Below are 21571 nucleotides of genomic sequence, written 5' to 3'. Positions count from 1 at the left end.
GGCAGCGACACCGCGTGCGAGTGCGGCACCGGGCGCCGCCGTGGCCCGCGGGACAGCTGTGGCGTGAGCGTGGCTGTGGCAGCACGCGCCGCGAACGCTCAGGAGACCGCCACCACGATGGTGTGATCGCGCAGTTCAGCCAGCGCGCGTTCACCCACCGCGGAGTTCACGACCACGGCGTTGAACTCCGACGTCGGAGCCAGTCGGTGCAGCGCGGTGCGGTTGAGCTTCGTGGGATCCATCAACAGGATGCGCCGCCGGCCGGCCGCCATCATCGCGCGCTTGACGGTAACGATCTCAGGTTCCTGGTGATAGGTGGTCGACATCGTCATGGCAGACGTGCTGAGGAAGACGATGTCGGTGGTGAGAGCGCCGATCGCCTCGATGGCGCTGAGCCCCAGGAACGCGTCGTGGGTGGCGTTGTAGTCGCCGCCGACGCCGATCAGGTGGATGTCCGGCGTCGTCTTCAGCACCTGCATGATCGGCAGGTAGTTCGTCACGACCGTCAGCGGGCCGAGCCGCAGGTCGCCGAGGCTGCGGGCGACGAAGAGGTTGGTGGTGGAGGTGTCGAGCATGATCGACATGCCCGGCTCGATCATGCCCAGCGCCGCCGACGCCAGCGCCTCCTTCTCCTTGACCTGCACCCGGAGCCGGTACTCGGAGCTGCTCTCGAACACCGTCGACGGCTGCGCGGAGACGCCGCCGTGGAACTTCCGCACGACGCCGCGGCGGGCCAGCTCGTCGAGGTCGCGGTGGACCGTCATGACGCTGGCCCCGGTCAGCTCGGTCAGCTCCGAGACCGAGGCGACGCCGTGAGCGACCACGTGCGACACGATCGCCTGCTGCCGCGCCTCACGGGCGAGCGTGCGCCGCGACGGCGCGTCGGCGGGACGGGTGGGCGGCTTCATGCGGAACAGTCTGGCGCAGTGTCCGGTCATTGGCGCGCACCACTTCGTTCCACCGCCAGATGGGTTATCTTTAACATCCAGACGTGTTATCTATGCGATAACGTGCTGGCTGACACGCGCAGACATCGAGGCGACGGGGTGCATATGGATCCGAGGCCGGCTGACGTCATCCGGGTGGGCATCGACCTCGGGACCCAGAGCGTGCGCGTCCTCCTCGCGGACGACGCCGGGCGGGTGCTCGCGCTCGGGTCGGCCCGGCTCACCAGCCACCGGCGCAGCGACGGCGACCGGCGGCACGAGCAGGACCCGCACCAGTGGTGGGAGGCCGTCGGCGAGGCGTCGCGGCAGGCGTTCGGCGCGTTGCCGCCGGCGCAACGGCCGGGCGTGGCCGGTACGGGCGGCGCGGTCGTCGTCGGCGCGGTCGCCATCTGCAGCACCTCGGGCACCGTCCTCCTCGGCGACGACAACGGCGCACCCCTCACCCCCGCCCTCATGTACGACGACGCTCGCGCGGTCGACGAGCTGGCGCGCCTGAACGCACGCCTGGGCGTCACCCGTGCCGCCGTGCAGCTGTCGTGGGCGCTGCCGAAGATCGACTGGCTGTTCCGGCACCATACGACCACCGGGCTGTCCGGCCGCCACGTCCTGCACAGCGCCGACGTCATCGCGGCGGCGCTGGTCGGGCACCGGGTCGACACCGACAGCAGCCACGCGCTGAAATCCGGCTACGACGTCGTGGCCGGACGGTGGGACGCGGCGCTCCTCGCGGCCGCCGACGTCGACCCGGCGACACTGCCGGCCGTCGTGCCGCCGGGCAGCACGCTGGGCACCGTCACGGCGGCGGCTGCCGAGCACACCGGCATCCCGGCCGGCACCCCGGTCGTCGCGGGCATGACGGACGGGTGCGCGGCACAGATCGCGGCCGGCGCCCTGACCGTCGGCTCCTGGAACTCCGTCCTCGGCACGACGCTGGTGCTCAAGGGCGTCTCGGCCACGCTCATCGACGATCCCGCGGGCGCCGTCTACAGCCACCGCCACCCCGACGGCGGTTGGCTGCCCGGCGGCGCGTCCAACGTCGGGGCGGGCGCCGTCGCGGGCGAGTTCGCCGACGACGACCTCGACGCGCTCGCCGCCGAGGCCGGCCGCCGCTTCGAGCCGGCCGGTGCCGTCATCTACCCGCTGACGGCGCGCGGCGAGCGGTTCCCGTTCGTCCGCCCCGACGCGACCCGCTTCGAGCTCGGCGCCACGTCGTCCCGGGCCGAGCGCTACGCCGCCGTCGTCCAGGGCGTCGCCTACGTCGAGCGGCTCTGCTTCGAGCGGCTCGCCGCGCTCGGGGCTCCCACCGACGGTGATATCCGTATCACCGGTGGTGGTACGCGCAGCGACTACTGGAACCAGTTGCGCGCCGACGTGCTCGGACGTCCGCTGGTCATCCCGCGCACGCCGGAGCCGGCGTACGGCATGGCTGTGCTCGCCTCCGCCTCCGGTCACCACGCCGACGCGAAGGCGACGGTCACCGACCGCGCCGCCGTGATGGTCGGGCGCCGCGCGGTCGTCGAGCCCCGCGCCGTCGCGCACGAACGGCTCACCGAGGGCTACGACCGCCTGGTCGCCGAGCTCACCCGGCGCGGTCACCTCGACGCCGCCCGCCCCGTCGACGACGACGGCCACGGCGACGGCCCCGGCGACCCTCAGGCCACCACATCGACCGCCGCGCAGCGGCTGAGCGGCAGGTACGCCCCATGACGACCACCATCACGCTGGCCCGGCACGGCCGCACACCCTGGCACGAGGGCAACCGGTACACCGGCTCCAGCGACATCGGCATCGACGACGTCGGCCGGGCGCAGGCCGAGGTGCTCGCCGCCCACGCGAAGGAGCACGCGCCCGCCGCCCTCTACGCGTCCGACCTGCTCCGCTCCCGCCAGACCGCGGCCGCCGTCGCCGACGTCACCGGGCTGGAGGTCGAGGTCGACCCGCGGCTGCGCGAGCTGGACTTCGGCCACGCCGAGGGCCGCACGCTCGCCGAGGTGCGCGCCGACGACCCCGAGGCCGCCGCCGCGTTCGTCCGCGACCCGGTCACCCACCACCTGCCCGGCGGCGAGCACCCGGAGGCCGCCGCGGACCGCGCGGAGCAGGCGCTGCGCGAGATCGCCGCCCGCCACCCGGACCAGCACGTCCTCATCGTCTGCCACAACACGCTGATGCGGCTGGTCGTCTGCCGGCTCACCGGCATCCCGCTGCGCGCTTACCGCACCGTCCTGCGCGGCCCGGACCCGACGGCGACGACGCAGCTCAGCTTCACCGGCGCGGCCGTCATGCTCGACCACTACAACCAAGCGCCGCGACGATGACGCAGACCAGCCGCAGCGTCCGCCAGGACCGCATCGCCGACCACGTGCTGCGCGAGGGCTCCGTCACCGCGAGCCAGCTGGCCGAGACCTTCAGCGTCAGCCTCATGACCGTCCACCGCGACCTCGACGAGCTCGAGCGCCAAGGCGTCGTCCGCAAGTTCCACGGCGGCGTCAGCGCCCAGCCGTCCAGCGTGTTCGAGAGCAACGTCGCCTACCGGTTGCGCACCGCGCGCGCCGAGAAGGCGGCGATCGCCCGGTTCGCGCGCACACTGATCGAGCCGGGCATGGCGGTCATGCTGGACGACTCGACGACGACGCTCGGGGTCGCGGAACTGCTCACCGACGCCGCACCGCTCACCGTCATCACGAACTTCCTGCAGGTCATCAACGCCATGAGCCGCGCCGACCGGGTCCGGCTGATCTCGCTGGGCGGCGAGTACTACCCGACGCACGACTCGTTCCTGGGCGTGCCGTGCATCGAGGCGATCGAGTCGCTGCGCGCCGACGTGCTGCTGACCTCGACGTCGGCGGCGTCGGGCGGGCTGACCTACCACCAGGAGCAGGAGATCGTGCTGGTCAAGCGGGCCATGATGCGCTCGGCGACCCGCAAGGTGCTGCTCATGGACCACACCAAACTCGGCGGCACCGCGCTGCACCAACTGGCGCCGCTCACCGACTTCGACGACGTCGTGGTCGACGGCGGCACGCCCGCGGACGTCGTCCGGGCGCTGCGCGACCGCCGCGTGAACGTCCACGTCGCACCACTCGACACCCCCTGACCGCGAGGAGGCGGCATGTACATCGGCGTCGACATCGGCACCACGCTGACCAAGGCCGTCGGTTACGGAGACGACGGCGCCGAGCTGTGCGTGCACAGCGTCCCGACCGAGCTGACCCACGGCGACGGCGGCCGCGTCGAGCAGGACGCCGACGCCGTCGTCAGCTCGGTGACCAGCGTGATCCGGGCCGTCGCGGACGAGCTGCCCGGCCGGCCCGAGCTGGTCGCGCTCACCGGCCAGGGCGACGGCTGCTGGCTGTCCGACGCCGACGGCGCCCCGGTGCGGCCGGCCGCGTCCTGGCTGGACGGCCGCGCCGCCGACGTCGTCCGCCGGTGGGACCGCGACGGCACCGCCGACGCCGTTCTCGCCCAGAACGGCGGCATGATCTTCCCCGGCGCGTCGGCGGCGATCCTGGCCGCCCTCGACCGCGACGACCCCGGTGTCCTCGACCGCGCCGCCACCGCCACGCACTGCGTCGGCACCGTGTTCCGGCGGCTCACCGGCGTGCGCGCCGTCGACCTGTCCGACGCGTCGTACCCGTTCCTCGACCCGCGGACGCGCGACTGGTCCGACGACGTCCTGCGGCTCACCGGGCTGGAGCACCGGCGCGAGCTGCTGCCGCCGGTCGTCGGGCCGGGCGGTCCGGCGGCGGGGCTGGCGGACGGTGCGGCGGGCGCGCTCGGGCTGCCCGCCGGGACGACGGTGAGCGCCGGGCCGTACGACCTGCTCGCGTCGGCCCGCGGCAGCGGCACGGTCGCGCCCGGCGACGGCCTGCTGATCGTCGGGACCACGCTGGCCTGCCAGGTCATGACGGCGGACCCCGGTCCGATCCCGCACCGTGCCGGGCTGCTGCTGGCGACGTGGCAGCCGGAGCGGTGGATCCGGGCGATGCCGGCGATGGTCGGCACCGCGTCACTGGACTGGCTGCTGCAGCTGATCGGGGCGCCGGTGTCGGCGCTGGCCGGGCTGCTGGCCGAGTCGCCGCCGGGCGCCCGCGGGGTGACGGTGCTGCCGTACTGGTCCGCGTCGGGCGAGCGCGCGCCGTTCGTCGAGGCGTCCGCGCGCGGCCGGTTCGACGGCCTGCACCTCGCGACGTCGCGGGCCGATCTCGTCCGCGCCCTCTGCGAGGGTCTCGCGTACGCGGCGCGGCACTGCTTCGACGCGGCCGGGCTGACCGGGCGACTGGCCGTCTGCGGCGGCGGCGCGCAGAGCGCGGCGTGGACGCAGCTCTTCGCCGACGTGCTCGGCCGCCCGCTGGACGTCGTCGACGTGCCGCAGGCCGGTGCGTACGGCACGGTGCTGTCGGCGCTGGAGGCCCGCGGCGAGACGCCCGGCTGGCCGGTCCCCGCACACACCATCGAGCCGTCCACCACTCATCGCGCGCACTACGACGACGGATTCGCCGCCTACCTCGACCGGGTCGCCGCCGCGCGGGAGACCTGGTCGCACGCATCGGAAGGGAACGCATGAACCGGATCCTGCTGGCCGGGGACCACTTCGTCCGGAACGACCTGCTGGCCGACCGCCTGCGCGCGGCGGCCGGCGAGCACGACCTGCGGACGCTCGAGCTGCCCTGGCCGCTCGTCCCGTTCGGCCGGGTCGCGGAGGTCGACGAGGCCTCCGACGTCGAGGACGAACTGTCCGATCTGGCCGGCGACGCCGAGGTGATCGTCACCCAGATGGCGCCGGTCACCAAACGCGTGCTGGCGGCGGCGCCGTCGCTGCGGCTGGTCGTGTGCACCCGCGGCGGCCCCGTCAACGTCAACGTCGACGCGTGCACCGAGCGCGGCGTGCTGGTGTGCAACACGCCGGGCCGGAACGCCGTCGCGGCGGCCGAGCACGCGCTGACGCTGATCCTGAGCACGGTGCGGGCGATCCCGCGCATCCACGGCACCGTCGCCGCCGGCGAGTGGCGCAGCGACCTGTACGCCTACGACGAGTGCGGGCTGGAGCTGGGCGGGTCGACGGTGGGGCTGGTCGGGTACGGCGCGATCGGGTCGCGGGTGGCCCGCATGCTGCTGGCGTTCGATGCCCAGGTGCTGGTGGCCGACCCGTTCGTCGCGGCCGACTCGCTGCCCGGCGGTGTCGCGCTGGTCGGCCTGGACGAGCTGCTGTCGCGCAGCGACGTCGTCAGCCTGCACGCGCGGCTCACCCCGGAGACCGCCGGGATGATCGACGCGGCCGCGCTGGCGGCGATGCGGCCGGGCGGCTACGTCGTCAACTCCGCCCGCGGCGGCCTCGTCGACTACGACGCGCTCGCGGCGGCGCTGGACAGCGGCCACGTGGCCGGCGCCGGCTTCGACGTCTTCCCGGCCGAGCCGCCGCCCGCGGACTGGCCGCTGCTGCGGTCGGACCGCGTCGTGATGACGCCCCATCTCGCCGGCGCGACCCGTCAGACCGCACACCGCGCCGCCGAGCTGGGCGCCGCCGCGGTGGCCGCCTTCCTGGCCGGCGACCGGCCGCCCGGCCTGGTGAACCCCGCGGCGCTGGGCTGACCGACCTGCGTCAGCGCAGCGGGATGACCTGATCGCCGAACTCCGCGATGAGGCGCAGCCGGCCGCCGAGTGCCGCGACGTAGGAGTCGATGGTCGACACCTCGGTGCGGAGCAGCGCCGCCGACTCGATGTCGGACACCCGCCGCTGCCCGACGCCCATGGCCTCGGCGATCTGTGCCTGCGTCCGGCGCTGCTCGCGGCGGATCTCCGCCAGCCGCCAGGCCGCGACCTCGGCCTCGTTGGCCCGGCGTGCCTCCTCGCGCTCCTCCGGTGTGGTGGGCCGCTTGGCCTTGACGTCCTCCCAGCGCACCCACTTCGGCTTATCGGCCATCGTCGCTCCTCTCCCCGGCCAGCTCCGCCAGCCAGTCGTCGAACCTGCGCTCGGCCAGCGGCACCGCCACCTTGTACCACCGCGACCAGAGTCCCAGTTTGTCGCCGGCCACCAGCAACACCGCCCTGCGGACGGGGTCGAACGCGAACAGGATGCGGACCGTTCCGGCCCGCAGCTCCTTCAGGTTCGGATGCCGGCTGCCTTTGATCGTGTCGACCGTGGGACGCCCCAACCCCGGGCCGACGCTCTCCAGCTGATCGATCGCTTGCTGAATTCGGTTGAATGCCCGTTTGTCGAGTCCGAACATCCATTGCTCGACGTCGTCGAGTACGTAGACCTCCCATGCCACAACCGCGCCTCCGTAGAGTATCAGGGTTCTAGAACTCCTGCACTCTGCCGGAAGGGGTTAGCCCGGAAGTTAGCCCGACCGGGCTCAGCCGGCACCGAAACGGTTGCCCGACGGGAATCGCTACGATCCGGTATGGCCGACCTCGACGCCGCGGAGTTCGAACGACGGCTCCGCGAGCACCAGTCCGACGACGAGCTGCGCAAGATCTAGCGCTACTTCAAGGACGGCACCAGCGGCGTCTTCCTCGGCGTGCGCATGGGGACGGTGTTCGCACTGGCCAAGGAGTTCATCGAGCTGCCGCCGGCCGAGCTGGAGCGGCTGCTGGAGTCCGACGTCCACGAGGTGCGGGCCGGCGCGCTGAGCGTCATGGACAAGCAGGCCCGCCGCAAGCGGACGTCACCGGACCGCCGCCGCGAGCTGTACGAGCTCTACCTGCGCCGGCACGATCGCATCGACAACTGGGACCTCGTCGACCTCGCCGCCCCGTACGTCGTCGGCGGGTACCTGGCCGACGAGCCGCGTGACGTGCTCTACGAGCTGGCCCGGTCGCCGAACCGGTGGGAGCGCCGCACGGCCATCACCGCGACGGCGTACTTCATCAGGGCCGGCGACGTCGGCGACACGTTCGCGATCGCCGAACTGCTGCTGGACGATCCCGAGGACCTCGTGCACAAGGCGACCGGCGGCTGGCTGCGCGCGGCCGGCGACCACGACCGCGACCGGTTGCTCGCCTTCCTCGACCGGCACGCCGCGACGATGCCGCGGGTCATGCTGCGCTACGCCATGGAGCACCTCGAGCCGGCGCAGCGCGAGCACTACCGGGCGGCTAGGACCACGTCCGGCCGGTGATGCGCTCGTACATCTCGATGTAGACGGCGCGGGTCTTCTCGACGATCTCGTCCGGGACGGCCGGTCCGGGCGGGGTCTTGTCCCAGGTGCCGAGGTCCTGCGCCCAGTCGCGCACGACCTGCTTGTCGTAGGAGACCTGACGCCGCCCCGGCGCCCACTGCGACGCCGCCCAGAACCGGGACGAGTCGGGCGTGATGACCTCGTCGGCCAGCAGCAAGCTTTCGTCGGGAGCCAGGCCGAACTCGACCTTGGTGTCGACGAGCAGGATGCCGCGCCGCTCCATCAGCTCCGCCGCCCGCCGGTACAGCGTCAGGGTGAGGTCGCGCAGCTGCGCCGCCACCGGCGCGCCGACCTGCGCCTCGACCTCCGCGTACGTCATGGGCTCGTCGTGGCCCAGCTCGGGCGGCGTCTTCGTCGTCGGCGTGAAGATCGGCTCCGGGAGGCGGTCACCCTCGACCAGGCCGGGCGGCAGCGGCACCCCGGACACCGCGCCGGTCTCCTGGTACGACGTCCAGCCGGAGCCGGCGAGGTAGCCGCGCGCGACGCACTCCACCGGGACGATCTCGACCTGGCGGCAGCGGATGGCCCGGCCGCGCCACTCGTCCGGCACGTCGTCGGCGGAGATGACGTGGTTCGCGACGACGTCGGCGAGCTGGTCGAACCACCAGAGCGAGAGCGACGTCAGCACCTTCCCCTTGTCGGGGATCGGCGTCGGCAGCACGACGTCGTAGACCGAGACGCGGTCCGACGCCACGAGGATCACCTCGCCCGGCCGGTCGGAGTAGACGTCGCGGACCTTGCCCTTGTGAAGAAGCTGCACGGCGCCGTTCTAGCACAGCGGGGAACCGCGGCGGCCCGCGCGGTGTATGAACGGCAGAACGACGACACGAGGACCGAACCATCGCCGACGAGACCGAGCAGGCCGCCATCGCCCGCGTACGCGCCGGAGACGCCGACGCGTACGCCGTCCTCGTGCGCCGGCACGCCGCCGACGCGCGCCGGCTCGCGGTGGTGGCGGGCGCCGGCCCGGACGCCGACGACGTCGTCCAGGTGGCGTTCGTCAAGGCCTACCGCACCATCGGCAGCTTCCGCGACGGCGCACCGTTCCGGCCGTGGCTGCTGCGGATCGTGCTCAACGAGACCCGCAACAACGCGCGGGCGGCCCGCCGGTACCGCGCGGCGGCGGACCGATCCTTCCTGCTCGACGCCGCCGGCGCCGACATGGCCGTCGACGACCCCGCGGCGACGGCGCTGACGGGCGAGCGGCGCGCGGTGCTGATGACGGCGCTGCGGTCGCTGCCCGAGCCGCAACGTCAGGTCGTCGCCTGCCGGTACCTGCTCGACCTGGACGAGGAGGAGACGGCGACGGTGCTCGGCTGGCCGCGCGGCACGGTGAAGTCGCGGCTGCACCGGGCGCTGCGCCGGTTGCGGACCGAGCTGGCGCCCGCGGCCGCCACGCCCGCCCAGGAGGTTGACCATGGATGACGCCCTCGAGCGCGAGCTGCGCGCCCTCGGCCGCTCGGCCGCCACGGCCATCGACGACGCCGGGCCGGCGCCGGCCGAGGTGGCCACGTCCGTCCTGAACCGCCTCGACACCTCCCCCGCGCCGGCCCGGGCCGCATGGTGGCGGCGGACGCCGGACCCGGCCGCGCGGTGGCCATGGGCCGCCGGCCAGGTCACGCGGTTGCGGCTGGCCGCCGGCCGCATCGCGCAGTGGTCGTGGGGCGCCGGCCCGGGGCGCCGGCTCGCGGTCGTCGCCGTCGCGGTGCTGGTGGCGCTGGGGCTGACGGCGCCGGTGCGGGCCGCCGTCGGCGAGTGGCTCGGGATCGGCGCGGTCGCTGTCCGGCCCGGCCCGTCGCAGCCGTCCGCGTCGGCCCCGCAGCCAGCGCCGGCAGGGCTCTCGCTGGACGCCGCGGCGGAGCGGACCGGGCTCACCCCGGTCGTGCCGCCGGTCCTCGGCGCGCCCGACGGCGTCGAGGTGTCGGCCGACGACCGTGTGCTGTCGCTGAGCTGGGGCTCCGGCCCCGGCACCGTCCGGCTCGATCAGGTCGCCGACCCGCTGTCGCCGGTGTATCTCAAGACGGCGGTGCTCGGTTCGACGGCGACCACGCTCACGGTGGCCGGCCGGGACGCGTGGTGGTTCGGCGTGCCGCACGACCTCGTCCTGCTGGCGCCGGACGGCCGCGAGCGGACCGAGTCGGCGCGCGTCGCCGGCCCGACCCTCGTCTGGGTCGACGACGGCGTGACGTTCCGGCTCGAGGGCGCCGGCGACCGCGGCCGCGCCGTCGAGATCGCCGCGTCGGCGCTGGGAACCGGCTGAACCCGGCCGGTGTAGTCGAGGCAACGACCCCGACCACCTGGAGCCGTCATGCGTCTCGCCCGTCCGGCCGCCGTTCTCCTCGCACTCGGCGCCCTCCTGTTCGCCGCCGCCCCCGCGCCGGCCGGCGGGCCGACCAGCGTGCTGCTGGTGTCGCCGTCCACCGGCCGCACCGCATCGCTGCACACGACGAACTCGGCGTACACGACGCTGATGTCGCAGCTCGGATCCGAGCCGGTCGCGGCGAGGCCCGACGTCGCGCCACCCGGCATCGGCGGCGACCAGATCGTCGTCACCTGGATGATCCACGACGTGCAGCCGTGGCGCATCGACCGCATCACCTTCGACGACGACGGCAGGCCCGAGTGGATCCACACGTCCCAGTCCATGGGCGGCGGACCGATCGAGTGGGACGGCGACGGGATCTGGCACCGGCCCGCCGACGTCGACGTGCTCGACGAACTCCTGACCGACCTCGGGATGATGGGACGGACCCGGCAGCGGCCGGCGGAGGAGGACCCCGACGGTGCCGCCGTGGACGCCGCGGGCGCGGGCGGTTCCGGGGCCGAGGCGCCGCCGGGCGGTGCGGCCGGTGCCGGGGGTTCGGCGGACGGTGCGCTGGACGCGGCGACGTGGGCGCTGCCCGCGGTGGCCGGCGGGATTCTGGTGGGCGTCCTCGGCGACCGGTGGCTGCGCCGGCGCCGTGGCGCGGACGGCGATCGCTGGCAGCTGGTCGACGCCCCCGGCCCCTCGGCCTGACGAGCCCACCGTCGGGGCGTCGAGCACAGGGCCCGCGGCCCCAGCCCGGGCGCGCGCCGGCCCGTCGGTCTCTCACGGCCGGCCGGGCGGCCGCCAGCCCGCGTCGTCCGTCAGTCCAGCCCGAAGCGGGCCGGTCAGGGAGCGCCGGGTGGTGTGGCGCGCGACTCGGCGGCGGCGAGGCAGCGCAGGAGAAACGCGCGCTCGGCGTCGTTCCCGCACAGCTCGACCGCGCGCCGGTAGGCCACGACCGCGTCGGCCGGGCGGTCGAGCCGGTCCAGCAGCCGGGCGCGGGCGGCGTGCAGCGGATGGAAGCGATCCAGCGCGCCGCCCGCCGCCAGTTCGTCCAGCAGGTCGAGCCCCGCCGCCGGGCCGTGGGCCATCGCGACGGCGACCGCTCGGTTGAGGTCGACGACCGGGGAGGGAGCGGTGGCGCGGAGGACGTCGTACAGGCCGACGATCTGCGGCCAGTCGGTGGCGGCGGCCGTCGGGGCCTCGTCGTGGACGGCGGCGATGGCGGCCTGCAGCGCGTACGGCCCGGGCGGCCGGTGCCGCAGCGCGTCGAGCACCAGCGCCTGGCCTTCGGCGATCTTGGCGCGGTCCCAGCGGGATCGGTCCTGGTCGTCGAGCAGCACGAGGTCGCCGGCGTCGTCGACGCGAGCATCGCGGCGGGCGTCGACCAGGAGGAGCAGCGCCAGCAACCCCGTGACCTCCGGTTCGGCCGGGAGCAGCCGTTGCAGGATGCGGGCCAGCCGGATGGCCTCGTCGGCCAGCTCGGGCCGCTGCAGCGCGGCGCCGTTGCTGGCCGTGTACGCCTCGGTGAACACGACGTACACGACGCTGAGCACGGCGGGGAGGCGCCCGGGCAGCTCGGTCGCCGACGGCACGCGGTACGGGATGCCGGCCGCGCCGATCTTCTGCTTCGCCCGCACCAGCCGCTGCGCCATGGTCCCCTCGGGCACCAGGAACGCCCGCGCCACCTGTGCCGTCGACAGCCCGGCGAGGTAGCGCAGCGTCAACGCGACCCGCGCCTCGACGGCCAGCGCGGGATGGCAGCAGGTGAAGAACAGCCGCAGCCGGTCGTCGCCGATGACGTCGGGCCCGGCGTCGTCGGCCGGTTCCGAGAGCCGGGCCAGCTCGTCGCGCTCGGCCTCGACCTTCAGCACCGCCAGCTTGGCCGCGTAGTTCTGCCGCCGCCGCAGGACATCGACCGCCCGCCGCCGCGCCGTCGTCAGCAACCACGCACCCGGCCGGTCCGGCACGCCGTCGACCGGCCAGCGCTCGACCGCCGCCGCGATGGCGTCAGCCGCGACCTCCTCGGCCAGGTCGAAGTCGCCGACCCAGCGGACGAGCGTGGCGAGCAGCCGGCCCCACTCCTCGCGGAAGACCGCCTCGGCGGGGTCGGCCGCCCACCCGTTCACCGTCAGCCCTGGTCGAACACCGTGATCGGGCGGATCTCCATGGAGCCGTACCGCGACCCGGGGCACTTGGCGGCCCAGTCGAGCGCGGTGTCGAGATCGGGCACGTCGACCAGGTAATAGCCGCCGAGCACCTCGCGGGTCTCCGCGAACGGCCCGTCGGTGACCACCCGCTCGCCGTCCTTCAGCCGCAGCGTGGTGGCCGTGGTCGTCGGCTCGAGCGCGTTGCCGTCGACATAGACGCCGGACTTGCGGATGGCCTCGTCGTACGCGAACCACTCGGCCATCTCGGCGTCGATCTGACTCTGGGCCGGCGCCTCGGTGGCCGGCTCGCTGTAGATCAGCAGCAGGTACTGCATCTCGGTCCCCCTTCGAGGGTCGTCGCGGGCGGCCCGGTGCCGCCCTCACCATGACGACGAACGGCGACTGCCCTCATATACAACACCCGCTACGTGACGATGCGAGCCGCCACGGCGTGGAGGTACCGCTCGATGGTGTCGAGGGCGGGCCGCGGGTAGCCGTCGCCCGCCGAGGCGAGGTTGTGGACGGCGCCGGTGACGACGAAGCCGAAGGCGTGCTCGTCGACGTCGGCGGCGACCCTGCCCAGCCGCTTCTCCGCCGCCAGGTAGTCGGCGACCGTGCTGCCGAACGACTCGAGCAGGCCGGACGACTCGGCCACGGTGCCGACGGCGGAGTCGAACGCCGTGTCGCCACCCTCGCCGACCAGCCGGAACACCGGTGTGTCCGCCTCGATGAAGAGGCGGGCATAGCGAGCCAGGTTCTCGCCGACCGTACCGGTGCCGGCCGTCGCCACCCAGGCGTCGAACTCGTGACGCAGCCGCCGGAACTCCGTGCCCACCAGCTCCGCCGCGATGTCCTCGCGCCCGCCGAACACCTTGTATGGCAGCCCGACGGCACATCCGGCCTCGGCCGCCAGCGCCCGCATGGTCAGGGCGGCGGCGCCGTCGCGCTCGATCAGCCTGCGGGCGTGATCGAGCAGCGACGCGCGCAGCTCCAGCCGTGCCTCCGCGCTGCGCCGGACCGGCATGCTCGCTCCCAGCCTGCCGTCAGGCGGCGACCGGCCGGGCGAACCCGCCGAGCCGCTCCGACGCGATGGCCACGGGGACGCCCATGTCGGCATTGTGCCGCAGCGCCTCGGCCAGCAGCGGGCCCGGCTGGCCGTACACCTCGACGCTGGTGGTGTCGACGAGTTCGAGGGCGGCGCCGATGCGCTCGTGCGCCATCTTCAGGTGCTCGTCCATCGCCGCGGCATCGGGCTGGACGATGATGTGGCTCAGCCGCGGCCCGTCGTCGTCGATGGACAGCCGGAACCCCATGGCACGCGGTTCGTTCGCCTCGACGAAGTCGGCGTACTCGCGGCAGAGCCGGCACAGTTCCTCGAGTCGGCCCTCCTTGACACGGTGGTTGGAGACGAAGATGAACGGCTCGGACATGGCCGACCTCCCGAAGCTATCGTGAACGGTTGTTCACACCGTAGCGTGAACGTGCGTTCACGACAAGCCTCGCCGCCAGCTCACCGCCGGCTCGCCGTCAGCTCGTCGCGGGCTGGAAGTCGGCCAGGCGGTCGGCGTAGGGCGAACTCTCGGTGGCCGCGAGCCAGTGCGGATGCGAGACGTAGACCACCTCGCTCTCCTCGTCGGCGCGGTAGACGAGGTCGGTGCCGGCGCGCAGGTAGATCACCTCGCCGGCCACCGCGGTGGTGACGGTGCCGCCGCTCTCGACGCTGAACCGGCCGCGGGTGACGACCAGCGCCTCGTCGTACGAGACGGTCCAGGGATTCGACTCGCCCGCGCCGTAGCGGGCGAAGCCGACGGTCATCGCGGCATCGTGGCGCTGGTCGATCGCGTCGGCCAGCTGCAGGTTCTGATCGAGGCGGCGGAACCATTCGAGGTCGTCGCCGCTGGTCGCCTTCGTCACGCCGGACATGTCGTGCTCCTTTTCTGTAGTGGTTGCTACACAATAAAACAGTGGCGGCGGGTGGCGTCAAGTGGTTAATGTAGTGATCGACACAGAAAGGAGACTGGATGGGACGCGGGCGACCACGCAGCTTCGACCGCGACGTGGCACTCGACGACGCCATGCGGCTGTTCTGGACCCGCGGCTACCAGGACACGTCGATCGCCGACCTCACGGACGTGCTGGGCATCGGCTCGCCGAGCCTGTACGCCGCGTTCGGTTCCAAGGCGTCGCTGTTCTGCGCGGCGGCCGACCGCTACCAGGACGGCGACGGTGGCCGGCCGGGCGTGGCGCTGGCCGAGGCGCCGACGGCGCGCGGCGGTGTCGAGGCGCTGCTACGCGAGAACGTCACGCTGTTCACCCGGCGCGGCGGGCCGCGCGGCTGCCTGCTCACCCGGGCGACGCTGAGCTGCCCGCCGACCGACTCGACAGTTCTCGCGTACCTCGAACGCAGCCGGCGCGATCGGCTGGCGATGCTGAGGACGAGACTCCGGACCGCCGCGGCCGACGGCGAGCCGTTGCCGTCCGACGACGTCGACACGCTGGCGCAGTACTACGACGCGCACGTGCAGGGGCTCGCGGTACGGGCGTTGGAGGGGGCCGGCCGGGCGGCGCTGCTGCGGACGGTCGATCTGACGATGGCGGGGTGGGACGCGCTGGCGGGGCGGTGAGGTGCCTGGCCGGCCGACGCGAGAAACCTCCGACCCTGCTGGCCCGCATCCCGATACCGGAGCTGGAGTACCTGATGGTCGGCAACGGCTACACGCCGTACTGTGCTCACGGCCGAGAGTGCGGAGACAACGGTCGCCGCCTCGGGGTCGGCTGCGGCCGATCGTTGTCGCCGGCGGGTGACAAGGACGGCACTTGTTGGCGCTGGTGTCACGGTGCGGAGACCACTACCGCGGACCTGCGGGCGGTCCGGCCAGGCCGGAACACGGCGCCCCCGCGGCAGCGGCAGGCTCGAGGTCAACCGAAGTCCCGCTCGAGCACCGCGACGACGTGGCGGCACGTCGGATGACGAAGGCGTCACATGAGGCCGCCCCACCCCTCGGCGCAGAAGCAGCTCAGAACGTGCGCCACAACAGCAGCAGGGCGCGATCGTCCGCATCGGAGGAGGCGACGGCGTTGATGAGCTTCTGGGCGCCGCCGTCGAAACCGCGCGCCACCAGGCGCTCGGCCTCGCCCTGGAGCTTGTCGATGCCGTCGGAGAGGTCGCGCCGCGGCGCTTCGACCAGTCCGTCGGTGTAGAGCATGAGCGCGTCGCCGGGGCGGAGACGGCCGGTGACGGGCTCGTAGTGCTTCTGCTCGTAGACGCCGAGCAGGCCACCCTCTGTGTCGAGGGTGGCCCAGCGACCGGAGCCGGCGTGGAAGTGGATGGCGGGCGGATGGCCGGCCGAGCGGACCTGGTACTCGCCGGTGGTGAGGTCGACGACGAGGTGGACGGCGGTGGCGAAGCCTTCGGGCCAGCGCTGCCGCAGCAGGTAGGCGTTGGCGGCGGGCAGGAACTGGTCGGGCGGCAGCGAGCCGAGCAGCCCGCCGAACGCGCCCGACAGCAGCAGCGCCCGGGTGCCCGCGTTGTGCCCCTTGCCGGACACGTCGACGAGGGCCAGCTCGAGAACGCGGCCGTCGGTGGAGCGGGAGGCGACGGCGAAGTCGCCGGAGAAGCTGGAGCGTTCGGCGGCGTGGTGCTTGAGGTCGATCTGCCAGCCGCGCCCGAGCTGCGGCATACGGCCCTGGGCGGCCAGCCGGTCACGCAGGTCGACGAGCATCGACTCGCCCATGGTGCCCTGCAGGCCGAGCCGCGCCCGCGACCGCGCCAGGCCGAGCGAGACGACGGCGGTGATGCCGACGACGACGGTGACGGCGAGGAAGGTCTGGCCGCCGCCGATGACGACCCCGCCGGCGATAAGGCAGAACCCGACGGCGCCCACCAGCCAGGCCAGCGCCCGCGGCGGCACGAACAACCCGCCGAACAGCAGCGGCAGCACCAGGGCGATGGCCGGGACGATCGATTCCCACTGCACCATCGACAGCCCGAGCAGCAGGGTCGAGGCGAGCAGAACGGCCATGACGACGGGCTCGCGGAGGAGTCGTCGCGTCAAGGCGCTGGCCGGACGCCCGCCGAAGAACGCCCCGGCAAGCCCGAGCACGCCAGCCGATCGGGTCGTCACACGAGGACCCTAGCGGCAAAAAGAGCGTGGGAGGAAGATCACACAGAATTGCCCGTCAGGGCGCGTCAATGCTGGCAGTTCGGGCACCAGAACAGGTTCCGGGCCGCCGCTCTTCCGGCCGCGACCGGCGTGCCGCAGACGAGGCACGGCTGCCCGTTGCGCCGGTAGACGTACACCTCACCGCCGTGGTCGTCGACGCGCGGCGGACGGCCCATCGCCTCGGGCTCGTGCTCGGGCCGGACGGTGTCGATGCGGCCGGTCCGCACGCCCTGCGACATCAGCCCGACGAGGTCGGCCCAGATCGAGCGCACGACGGGCTCCGGCACGGACGCGCCGGGACGAGCGGGGTCGAGGCCGGCCCGGAACAGCGCCTCCGCGCGGTACACGTTGCCGACGCCGGCGACGACGGCCTGGTCCATGAGCAGGACGCCGATCGGCGCCCGGCTGCGCCCGATGCGTTCCAGCGCCCGCCCGGGATCGTCGCCGCGCAGCGGGTCCGGCCCGAGCCGGGCGGCGACGGCGTCCTTCTCGGCGTCACCGACGACCTCGCACCGGGTCGGCCCGCGCAGATCCGCGTGGGCGTCGTCCGCCGCCAGCCGCATGCGCACCTGACCGACGACCGGCCCGGCCGGCGGGCCGCCGGACACGACGTCGAACTTCCCGTAGAGCCCGAGGTGCACGTGCACCCACCGCCGCCCGGCGAACCCGATGAACAGGTGCTTGCCATGCGCCTCCGCCCGCACGAGCACAGACCCGGAGACGACGGCGGCGCCGGCCGCGAACCGCCCCTGCGGACTCGACACGCCGACGACCCGTCCGCCGAACGCGCGGGACAGTTCACCCGCCAGACGGTGGATCGTGTGGCCCTCGGGCACGTACCGTCCTTCCTGTGAGCGATCGCGAGAAGGGCGTCCGCAAGCTCGACCAGGTCGACCGGCGTTCCCAGGTCGGCGTGTCGCGGGCCATGCGGGCCCGCGACGTGTCGCGCCCGGCCCCCGGCGACATCGAGGCCGCGCTGGAGCGCATCGGGAAGTCTCCGCTGCCGCCGCGGTCTAGTCGGCCGGCGCCGGCAGCGGAGGAAGCTCGCCGTCAGCCTCGTAGCGGCTGAGCATGGCGATGCGGCGGGCGTGCCGCTCGCTGCCGGAGAACGGGGTGTCGAGGAACGCCCGCACGAACGTCGCGATGTCGTCGAACGGGTGCATGCGGGCGCCGACGGCCAGCACGCGGGCGTCGTTGTGCTCGCGGGCCAGCCGGGCGGTCTCCTCGGACCACGCCAGCGCCGACCGGATGCCCTTGACCTTGTTCGCGGCCATCTGCTCGCCGTTGCCGGAACCACCGAGGACGACGCCCAGGCTGCCGTCGTCGGCGGCCACGCCCTCGCCCGCCCGCAGGCAGAACGTCGGGTAGTCGTCGAGCTCGTCGAAGACGAACGGGCCGTGGTCGACGACCTCGTGGCCGCCGTCGCGGAGCAACTCGACGAGGCGGTTCTTGACCTCGTATCCAGCATGGTCGGAGCCGACGTGGACGCGCATGGGCGTCAGTCTGCCGTACGTCAGCCGAAGATGGGCTCGCGGGTGCGCGTCCGCTTGAGCTCGAAGAAGCCGTCGTACGAGGCCAGCGCCCGCACGCCGTCCCACACGCGGCCGGCCTCGTCGCCGCGCGGCGCGGGCGACATGACGGGGCCGAAGAACGCGTAGCCCTCGACGGCGAGGACGGGCGTGCCGACCTCGGTGCCGACCTGGTCCATGCCGGCGTGGTGGCTCTCCTTCAGCGCGGCGTCGTACTCGTCGGAGCCGGCGTACTCGGCCAGCGACGCCGGCAGGCCCACCTCGGCCAGCGCCTCGGCGATGACGACCGAGCGGTCCTTCTGCCCACCGAGGTGGAACCGGGTGCCCATGGCGTCGTAGAGCGGCTTCACCCACTGCTGGCCGTGCAGCTCCTTCGCCGCCGTGATGACGCGCACCGGACCCCAGCTGTCGGCCATCAGCCGGTTGTACGACTCCCCCAGGTCACGACCCGCGTTGAGGTACGACAGCGACATCACGTGCCACGTCACCTCGACCGGCCGGACCCGCTCCACCTCCATCATCCAGCGCGACGTCATCCACGCCCACGGGCAGATCGGGTCGAACCAGAAATCGACCTGGGTGGTCTCGCTCATTCTGTTGCCCTTCATCACAATTGACGCGTCAAAGAGGTCTCGATCTGGCCAACCGCGCGACGACGCGGTCGATTCCCCGCGCCCACAGCCAGCGCGGCGGCGGATGTTCTGCCAGGATCGAGGCCATGTCTGGCACGAACCTGACCCGCGACGAGGCACGCGACCGCGCATCCGTCGTCGACCCCGCGTCGGTGCGTTACACCGTCGAACTCGATCTCACCCGCGGTGAGACCACCTTCGGGTCGACGACGACGGCGACGTTCGCCGCCACCGAGGGCGCCGACACCTGGCTCGACCTCATCGCGCCCACGGTGCACGAGGTCGTCCTCAACGGCACCGCGCTCGACCCCGCCGACGTGTACGACGGCGCCAGGGTCCGGCTCACCGGCCTGACCAGCGAGAACGAGGTCAAGGTCGTCGCCGACGCCGCCTACATGCACACCGGCGAAGGGCTGCACCGGTTCGTCGACCCGGTCGACGACGAGGTGTACCTCTACTCGCAGTTCGAGGTGGCCGACGCCCGCCGCGTCTACGCCTGCTTCGAGCAGCCCGACCTCAAGGCCGAGGTGACCTTCCTGGTCGACGCGCCTTCGGGCTGGCAGGTCGTGTCGAACTCGCCGGGCAAGGCCGGCAAGGCCAGCCACGGCAAGAAGCGGTGGACGTTCGAGCCGACGCCGCGGCTGTCGACCTACGTGACGGCCATCGTCGCAGGTCCGTACCACGTCGAGCGGTCCGAGCACGTCGGCAAGGAGAAGACCATCCCGCTGGCGTTGTACTGCCGCAAGTCGCTCGCCGAGCACCTCGACGCCGACGAGCTGTTCGACGTCACCAGCCGCGGCTTCGCGTTCTTCGAGGACGTGTTCGGGCTGGCCTACCCGTTCGCGAAGTACGACCAGCTGTTCGTCCCGGAATTCAACGCGGGCGCCATGGAGAACGCCGGCGCCGTCACCCACCACGAGGACTACGTCTTCCGCAGCCGCGTCACCGACGCCGCCTACGAGCGCCGGGCCGAGACGATCCTGCACGAGATGGCGCACATGTGGTTCGGCGATCTCGTCACCATGCACTGGTGGGACGACCTGTGGCTGAACGAGTCGTTCGCCACGTGGGCGTCGGTGCTGTCGCTGTCCGAGGCGACCCGGTGGACCGACGGCTGGACGACGTTCGCCGTCACCGAGAAGCTGTGGGCGCTGCGCCAGGACCAGCTGCCGTCCACGCACCCGATCTCGGCCGACATCCGCGACCTCGAGGACGTCGAGGTCAACTTCGACGGCATCACCTACGCCAAGGGCGCCAGCGTGCTCAAGCAGCTGGTCGCCTGGGTCGGCCGCGATGAGTTCCTGGCCGGCGTACGGGCCTACTTCGCCGAGCACGCGTGGGGCAACACGTCGCTCACCGACTTCTTCGGGCACCTGGAGCAGACCAGCGGCCGCGACCTGTCGGCGTGGAACGAGCAGTGGCTGCGCACGGCCGGCGTCAACACGCTGCGCCCCGTGGTCACCGTCGACAACGCCGGCACCTACACCTCGGTGGCCGTCGAGCAGACCGCCGCGCCCGAACACCCGGCCATCCGGTCGCACCGGGCCGCCATCGGCCTCTACGACTACGACGACGACGGCGTGCTGGTGCGGCGGCGCCGCATCGAGCTGGACGTCGACGGCCCGCGCACCGAGGTGGCCGAGCTGCGCGGCGAGACCCAGCCCGACCTCCTGCTGGTCAACGACGACGACCTCACGTTCGCGAAGGTGCGCCTCGACGACCGCTCGCTGGCCACGGTGGTGCGCTCCATCGGGTCGCTCGACCCGCTGCCGCGGGCGCTGTGCTGGACGGCGGCGACGGACATGCTGCGCGACGCCGAGATGTCGGCCAGCTCGTTCGTCGAGCTGGTGCTCGGCGGCATCGAGCGCGAGACGTCGATGGGTGTGGTGCAGCACGTCCTCGCCTCCGCCCGGGCGGCCATCGAGCTGTACGCGTGGCCGGCCAACCGGACGGTGCTGTCGTCGCGCTGGGCGGCGGCGCTGCGGCAGTCGGCCGGGTCGGCCGAGGCCGGCAGCGACCGCCAGCTGGCCTTCACCCGCGCCTGGGTGTCGGCCGCGGCCAGCGACGAGCACGTCGCGGAGATCAGGGCGTTGCTCGACGGCGACGAAGAGCTGCTGCCGGGGCTGGTCGTCGACACCGACCTGCGGTGGACGCTGCTGCAGCGGCTGGTCGTGCTGGGCGCGGCCGGCGACGACGCCGTCGACGCCGAGCTCGAGCGCGACAACACCGCCACCGGGCAGCGGCAGGCCGCGTACGCCCGCGCGGCGGTCCCGTCCTACGCCGCCAAGGCGGCCGCGTGGCAGGCCGTCGTCGAGTCCGACGAGCTGCCGAACGCGCTGCTCTCGGCGACGGTGCGCGGCTTCGCCCACCCCGAGCAGCGCGAACTGGTGCGCGCGTACGTCCAGCCGTATCTCGACGCCGTCCCGCGGGTGTGGGCGGAGCGGACCAACGAGAGCGCGCAGGCCATCGTCGTCGGGCTGTTCCCGCGGCTGCTGGCCGACGCCGCCACGGCAACGACGGTGCGCGGCTGGCTCGAGACGGCCGACCTGCCCGACGCCGCCCGGCGGCTGGTCGTCGAGGGCCTGGCCGACCTCGACCGCGCGCTTCGGGCGCAGGACCGCGACAGCCAGGCAGGTTGACGGGATCTGTGTGGGGTCTCATCTACGA

Annotated in this window: 23 protein-coding genes and 1 pseudogene; 11 read left to right on the top strand and 13 right to left on the bottom strand. The window is 73.2% G+C overall.

What is annotated here, in order from left to right:
• Window positions 1-98 precede the first annotated feature (98 nt).
• Entirely contained in the window at window positions 99-908 is an 810-nt protein-coding gene (locus BLV02_RS31305; protein ID WP_069112158.1) for a DeoR/GlpR family DNA-binding transcription regulator, read from the bottom strand.
• Between the two features lie 144 nt (window positions 909-1052).
• Here BLV02_RS31305 and BLV02_RS31300 point away from each other — a divergent pair, with 144 nt between their 5' ends.
• The 5 genes from BLV02_RS31300 to BLV02_RS31280 are packed head-to-tail and all read left to right on the top strand — an operon-like array spanning window position 1053 to window position 6536.
• Window positions 1053-2654, top strand: coding sequence for an FGGY-family carbohydrate kinase (locus BLV02_RS31300; RefSeq protein WP_083288766.1), 1602 nt, complete (start codon window positions 1053-1055; stop codon window positions 2652-2654).
• Window positions 2651-3262 carry a histidine phosphatase family protein gene (locus BLV02_RS31295; RefSeq protein ID WP_069112160.1) on the top strand — a complete coding sequence of 204 codons (612 nt, stop codon included), beginning with the start codon at window positions 2651-2653 and terminating at the stop codon, window positions 3260-3262. Before BLV02_RS31300 ends, BLV02_RS31295 begins: the two co-directional genes overlap by 4 nt.
• On the top strand, window positions 3259-4041 hold the full coding sequence (locus tag BLV02_RS31290) for a DeoR/GlpR family DNA-binding transcription regulator (RefSeq protein WP_069112161.1): 783 nt from the start codon (window positions 3259-3261) through the stop codon (window positions 4039-4041). The genes BLV02_RS31295 and BLV02_RS31290 overlap by 4 nt, the downstream gene beginning before the upstream one ends.
• A 15-nt stretch (window positions 4042-4056) precedes the next feature.
• Entirely contained in the window at window positions 4057-5511 is a 1455-nt protein-coding gene (locus BLV02_RS31285) for an FGGY family carbohydrate kinase (RefSeq protein WP_069112162.1), read from the top strand.
• Window positions 5508-6536, top strand: coding sequence for a 2-hydroxyacid dehydrogenase (locus BLV02_RS31280; protein ID WP_069112163.1), 1029 nt, complete (start codon window positions 5508-5510; stop codon window positions 6534-6536). Before BLV02_RS31285 ends, BLV02_RS31280 begins: the two co-directional genes overlap by 4 nt.
• Window positions 6537-6546: 10 nt before the next feature.
• Here the strand turns inward: BLV02_RS31280 and BLV02_RS31275 are convergent, their stop codons facing one another.
• Entirely contained in the window at window positions 6547-6867 is a 321-nt protein-coding gene (locus tag BLV02_RS31275) for a helix-turn-helix domain-containing protein (RefSeq protein WP_069112164.1), read from the bottom strand.
• Window positions 6857-7174, bottom strand: coding sequence for a type II toxin-antitoxin system RelE/ParE family toxin (locus BLV02_RS31270; protein ID WP_069112322.1), 318 nt, complete (start codon window positions 7172-7174; stop codon window positions 6857-6859). Before BLV02_RS31270 ends, BLV02_RS31275 begins: the two co-directional genes overlap by 11 nt.
• Before the next feature lie 174 nt (window positions 7175-7348).
• Between BLV02_RS31270 and BLV02_RS31265 the strand changes: the two are divergent.
• Window positions 7349-8065, top strand: a pseudogene (locus tag BLV02_RS31265) (DNA alkylation repair protein).
• Here BLV02_RS31265 and BLV02_RS31260 read toward each other — a convergent pair.
• On the bottom strand, window positions 8043-8885 hold the full coding sequence (locus tag BLV02_RS31260; protein ID WP_069112165.1) for a phosphoribosylaminoimidazolesuccinocarboxamide synthase: 843 nt from the start codon (window positions 8883-8885) through the stop codon (window positions 8043-8045). The pseudogene BLV02_RS31265 and the gene BLV02_RS31260 overlap by 23 nt on opposite strands.
• Before the next feature lie 80 nt (window positions 8886-8965).
• On the opposite strand from BLV02_RS31260, the gene BLV02_RS31255 reads away from it, so the two are divergent.
• From BLV02_RS31255 to BLV02_RS31245, 3 genes are read left to right on the top strand one after another with little or no spacing between them, the layout of a single operon-like run.
• The gene (locus BLV02_RS31255; RefSeq protein WP_083288767.1) at window positions 8966-9550 is read left to right on the top strand and encodes a sigma-70 family RNA polymerase sigma factor; all 585 of its coding nucleotides are present in this window, start codon (window positions 8966-8968) and stop codon (window positions 9548-9550) included.
• A complete protein-coding gene (locus tag BLV02_RS31250) occupies window positions 9543-10385 on the top strand; it encodes a hypothetical protein (protein WP_069112167.1) in 843 nt (280 codons plus the stop codon). Before BLV02_RS31255 ends, BLV02_RS31250 begins: the two co-directional genes overlap by 8 nt.
• A 48-nt stretch (window positions 10386-10433) precedes the next feature.
• Entirely contained in the window at window positions 10434-11141 is a 708-nt protein-coding gene (locus BLV02_RS31245) for a hypothetical protein (RefSeq protein ID WP_069112168.1), read from the top strand.
• A gap of 134 nt (window positions 11142-11275) precedes the next feature.
• On the opposite strand, the gene BLV02_RS31240 is transcribed toward BLV02_RS31245, so the two are convergent.
• The 5 genes from BLV02_RS31240 to BLV02_RS31220 all read right to left on the bottom strand — a co-directional run bounded on the left by BLV02_RS31240 (window position 11276) and on the right by BLV02_RS31220 (window position 14503).
• Complete coding sequence (locus BLV02_RS31240; RefSeq protein ID WP_083288768.1) at window positions 11276-12559, bottom strand: RNA polymerase sigma factor; 1284 nt, start codon at window positions 12557-12559, stop codon at window positions 11276-11278.
• Between the two features lie 2 nt (window positions 12560-12561).
• Entirely contained in the window at window positions 12562-12915 is a 354-nt protein-coding gene (locus tag BLV02_RS36875) for a YciI family protein (protein ID WP_069112169.1), read from the bottom strand.
• Window positions 12916-13004: 89 nt separating this feature from the next.
• Complete coding sequence (locus BLV02_RS31230) at window positions 13005-13604, bottom strand: TetR/AcrR family transcriptional regulator (protein WP_069112170.1); 600 nt, start codon at window positions 13602-13604, stop codon at window positions 13005-13007.
• Between the two features lie 19 nt (window positions 13605-13623).
• Window positions 13624-14010 carry a hypothetical protein gene (locus tag BLV02_RS31225; protein WP_069112171.1) on the bottom strand — a complete coding sequence of 129 codons (387 nt, stop codon included), beginning with the start codon at window positions 14008-14010 and terminating at the stop codon, window positions 13624-13626.
• 97 nt (window positions 14011-14107) lie between these two features.
• Window positions 14108-14503 (bottom strand): cupin domain-containing protein, encoded by a 396-nt coding sequence (locus tag BLV02_RS31220; RefSeq protein ID WP_069112172.1) that lies wholly within the window; start codon window positions 14501-14503, stop codon window positions 14108-14110.
• Window positions 14504-14601: 98 nt separating this feature from the next.
• On the opposite strand from BLV02_RS31220, the gene BLV02_RS31215 reads away from it, so the two are divergent.
• On the top strand, window positions 14602-15204 hold the full coding sequence (locus BLV02_RS31215) for a TetR/AcrR family transcriptional regulator (protein ID WP_069112173.1): 603 nt from the start codon (window positions 14602-14604) through the stop codon (window positions 15202-15204).
• A 393-nt stretch (window positions 15205-15597) separates the two neighbouring features.
• Here the strand turns inward: BLV02_RS31215 and BLV02_RS31210 are convergent, their stop codons facing one another.
• From BLV02_RS31210 to BLV02_RS31195, 4 genes are all read right to left on the bottom strand, one after another.
• A complete protein-coding gene (locus tag BLV02_RS31210; protein WP_141711637.1) occupies window positions 15598-16704 on the bottom strand; it encodes a PP2C family protein-serine/threonine phosphatase in 1107 nt (368 codons plus the stop codon).
• A 65-nt stretch (window positions 16705-16769) separates the two neighbouring features.
• Complete coding sequence (locus tag BLV02_RS31205; protein WP_069112175.1) at window positions 16770-17579, bottom strand: Fpg/Nei family DNA glycosylase; 810 nt, start codon at window positions 17577-17579, stop codon at window positions 16770-16772.
• A 177-nt stretch (window positions 17580-17756) separates the two neighbouring features.
• Window positions 17757-18236, bottom strand: a complete 480-nt coding sequence (locus tag BLV02_RS31200) for a ribose-5-phosphate isomerase (protein ID WP_069112176.1) — start codon at window positions 18234-18236, stop codon at window positions 17757-17759.
• Window positions 18237-18256: 20 nt separating this feature from the next.
• Complete coding sequence (locus BLV02_RS31195; RefSeq protein ID WP_069112177.1) at window positions 18257-18865, bottom strand: mycothiol-dependent nitroreductase Rv2466c family protein; 609 nt, start codon at window positions 18863-18865, stop codon at window positions 18257-18259.
• A 125-nt stretch (window positions 18866-18990) separates the two neighbouring features.
• Between BLV02_RS31195 and pepN the strand changes: the two genes are divergently transcribed.
• On the top strand, window positions 18991-21543 hold the full coding sequence (pepN, locus tag BLV02_RS31190; RefSeq protein ID WP_069112178.1) for an aminopeptidase N: 2553 nt from the start codon (window positions 18991-18993) through the stop codon (window positions 21541-21543).
• The last annotated feature ends 28 nt before the right edge of the window (window positions 21544-21571 follow it).

It is taken from the genome of Jiangella alba (assembly GCF_900106035.1).
Lineage (GTDB): Bacteria > Actinomycetota > Actinomycetes > Jiangellales > Jiangellaceae > Jiangella > Jiangella alba.
Note: the sequence above shows the minus strand (reverse complement) of the source record. Positions and strands in the feature narration are given on the sequence as shown.

Bases quoted from the DNA above. Each gene is read 5' to 3' on its own strand.
- BLV02_RS31305 (WP_069112158.1), bottom strand. From the start codon at position 908: ATGAAGCCGCCCACCCGTCCCGCCGACGCGCCGTCGCGGCGCACGCTC.
- BLV02_RS31300 (WP_083288766.1), top strand. From the start codon at position 1,053: ATGGATCCGAGGCCGGCTGACGTCATCCGGGTGGGCATCGACCTCGGG.
- BLV02_RS31295 (WP_069112160.1), top strand. From the start codon at position 2,651: ATGACGACCACCATCACGCTGGCCCGGCACGGCCGCACACCCTGGCAC.
- BLV02_RS31290 (WP_069112161.1), top strand. From the start codon at position 3,259: ATGACGCAGACCAGCCGCAGCGTCCGCCAGGACCGCATCGCCGACCAC.
- BLV02_RS31285 (WP_069112162.1), top strand. From the start codon at position 4,057: ATGTACATCGGCGTCGACATCGGCACCACGCTGACCAAGGCCGTCGGT.
- BLV02_RS31280 (WP_069112163.1), top strand. From the start codon at position 5,508: ATGAACCGGATCCTGCTGGCCGGGGACCACTTCGTCCGGAACGACCTG.
- BLV02_RS31275 (WP_069112164.1), bottom strand. From the start codon at position 6,867: ATGGCCGATAAGCCGAAGTGGGTGCGCTGGGAGGACGTCAAGGCCAAG.
- BLV02_RS31270 (WP_069112322.1), bottom strand. From the start codon at position 7,174: ATGTTCGGACTCGACAAACGGGCATTCAACCGAATTCAGCAAGCGATC.
- BLV02_RS31250 (WP_069112167.1), top strand. From the start codon at position 9,543: ATGGATGACGCCCTCGAGCGCGAGCTGCGCGCCCTCGGCCGCTCGGCC.
- BLV02_RS31245 (WP_069112168.1), top strand. From the start codon at position 10,434: ATGCGTCTCGCCCGTCCGGCCGCCGTTCTCCTCGCACTCGGCGCCCTC.
- BLV02_RS36875 (WP_069112169.1), bottom strand. From the start codon at position 12,915: ATGCAGTACCTGCTGCTGATCTACAGCGAGCCGGCCACCGAGGCGCCG.
- BLV02_RS31230 (WP_069112170.1), bottom strand. From the start codon at position 13,604: ATGCCGGTCCGGCGCAGCGCGGAGGCACGGCTGGAGCTGCGCGCGTCG.
- BLV02_RS31225 (WP_069112171.1), bottom strand. From the start codon at position 14,010: ATGTCCGAGCCGTTCATCTTCGTCTCCAACCACCGTGTCAAGGAGGGC.
- BLV02_RS31220 (WP_069112172.1), bottom strand. From the start codon at position 14,503: ATGTCCGGCGTGACGAAGGCGACCAGCGGCGACGACCTCGAATGGTTC.
- BLV02_RS31215 (WP_069112173.1), top strand. From the start codon at position 14,602: ATGGGACGCGGGCGACCACGCAGCTTCGACCGCGACGTGGCACTCGAC.
- BLV02_RS31200 (WP_069112176.1), bottom strand. From the start codon at position 18,236: ATGCGCGTCCACGTCGGCTCCGACCATGCTGGATACGAGGTCAAGAAC.
- BLV02_RS31195 (WP_069112177.1), bottom strand. From the start codon at position 18,865: ATGAGCGAGACCACCCAGGTCGATTTCTGGTTCGACCCGATCTGCCCG.
- pepN (WP_069112178.1), top strand. From the start codon at position 18,991: ATGTCTGGCACGAACCTGACCCGCGACGAGGCACGCGACCGCGCATCC.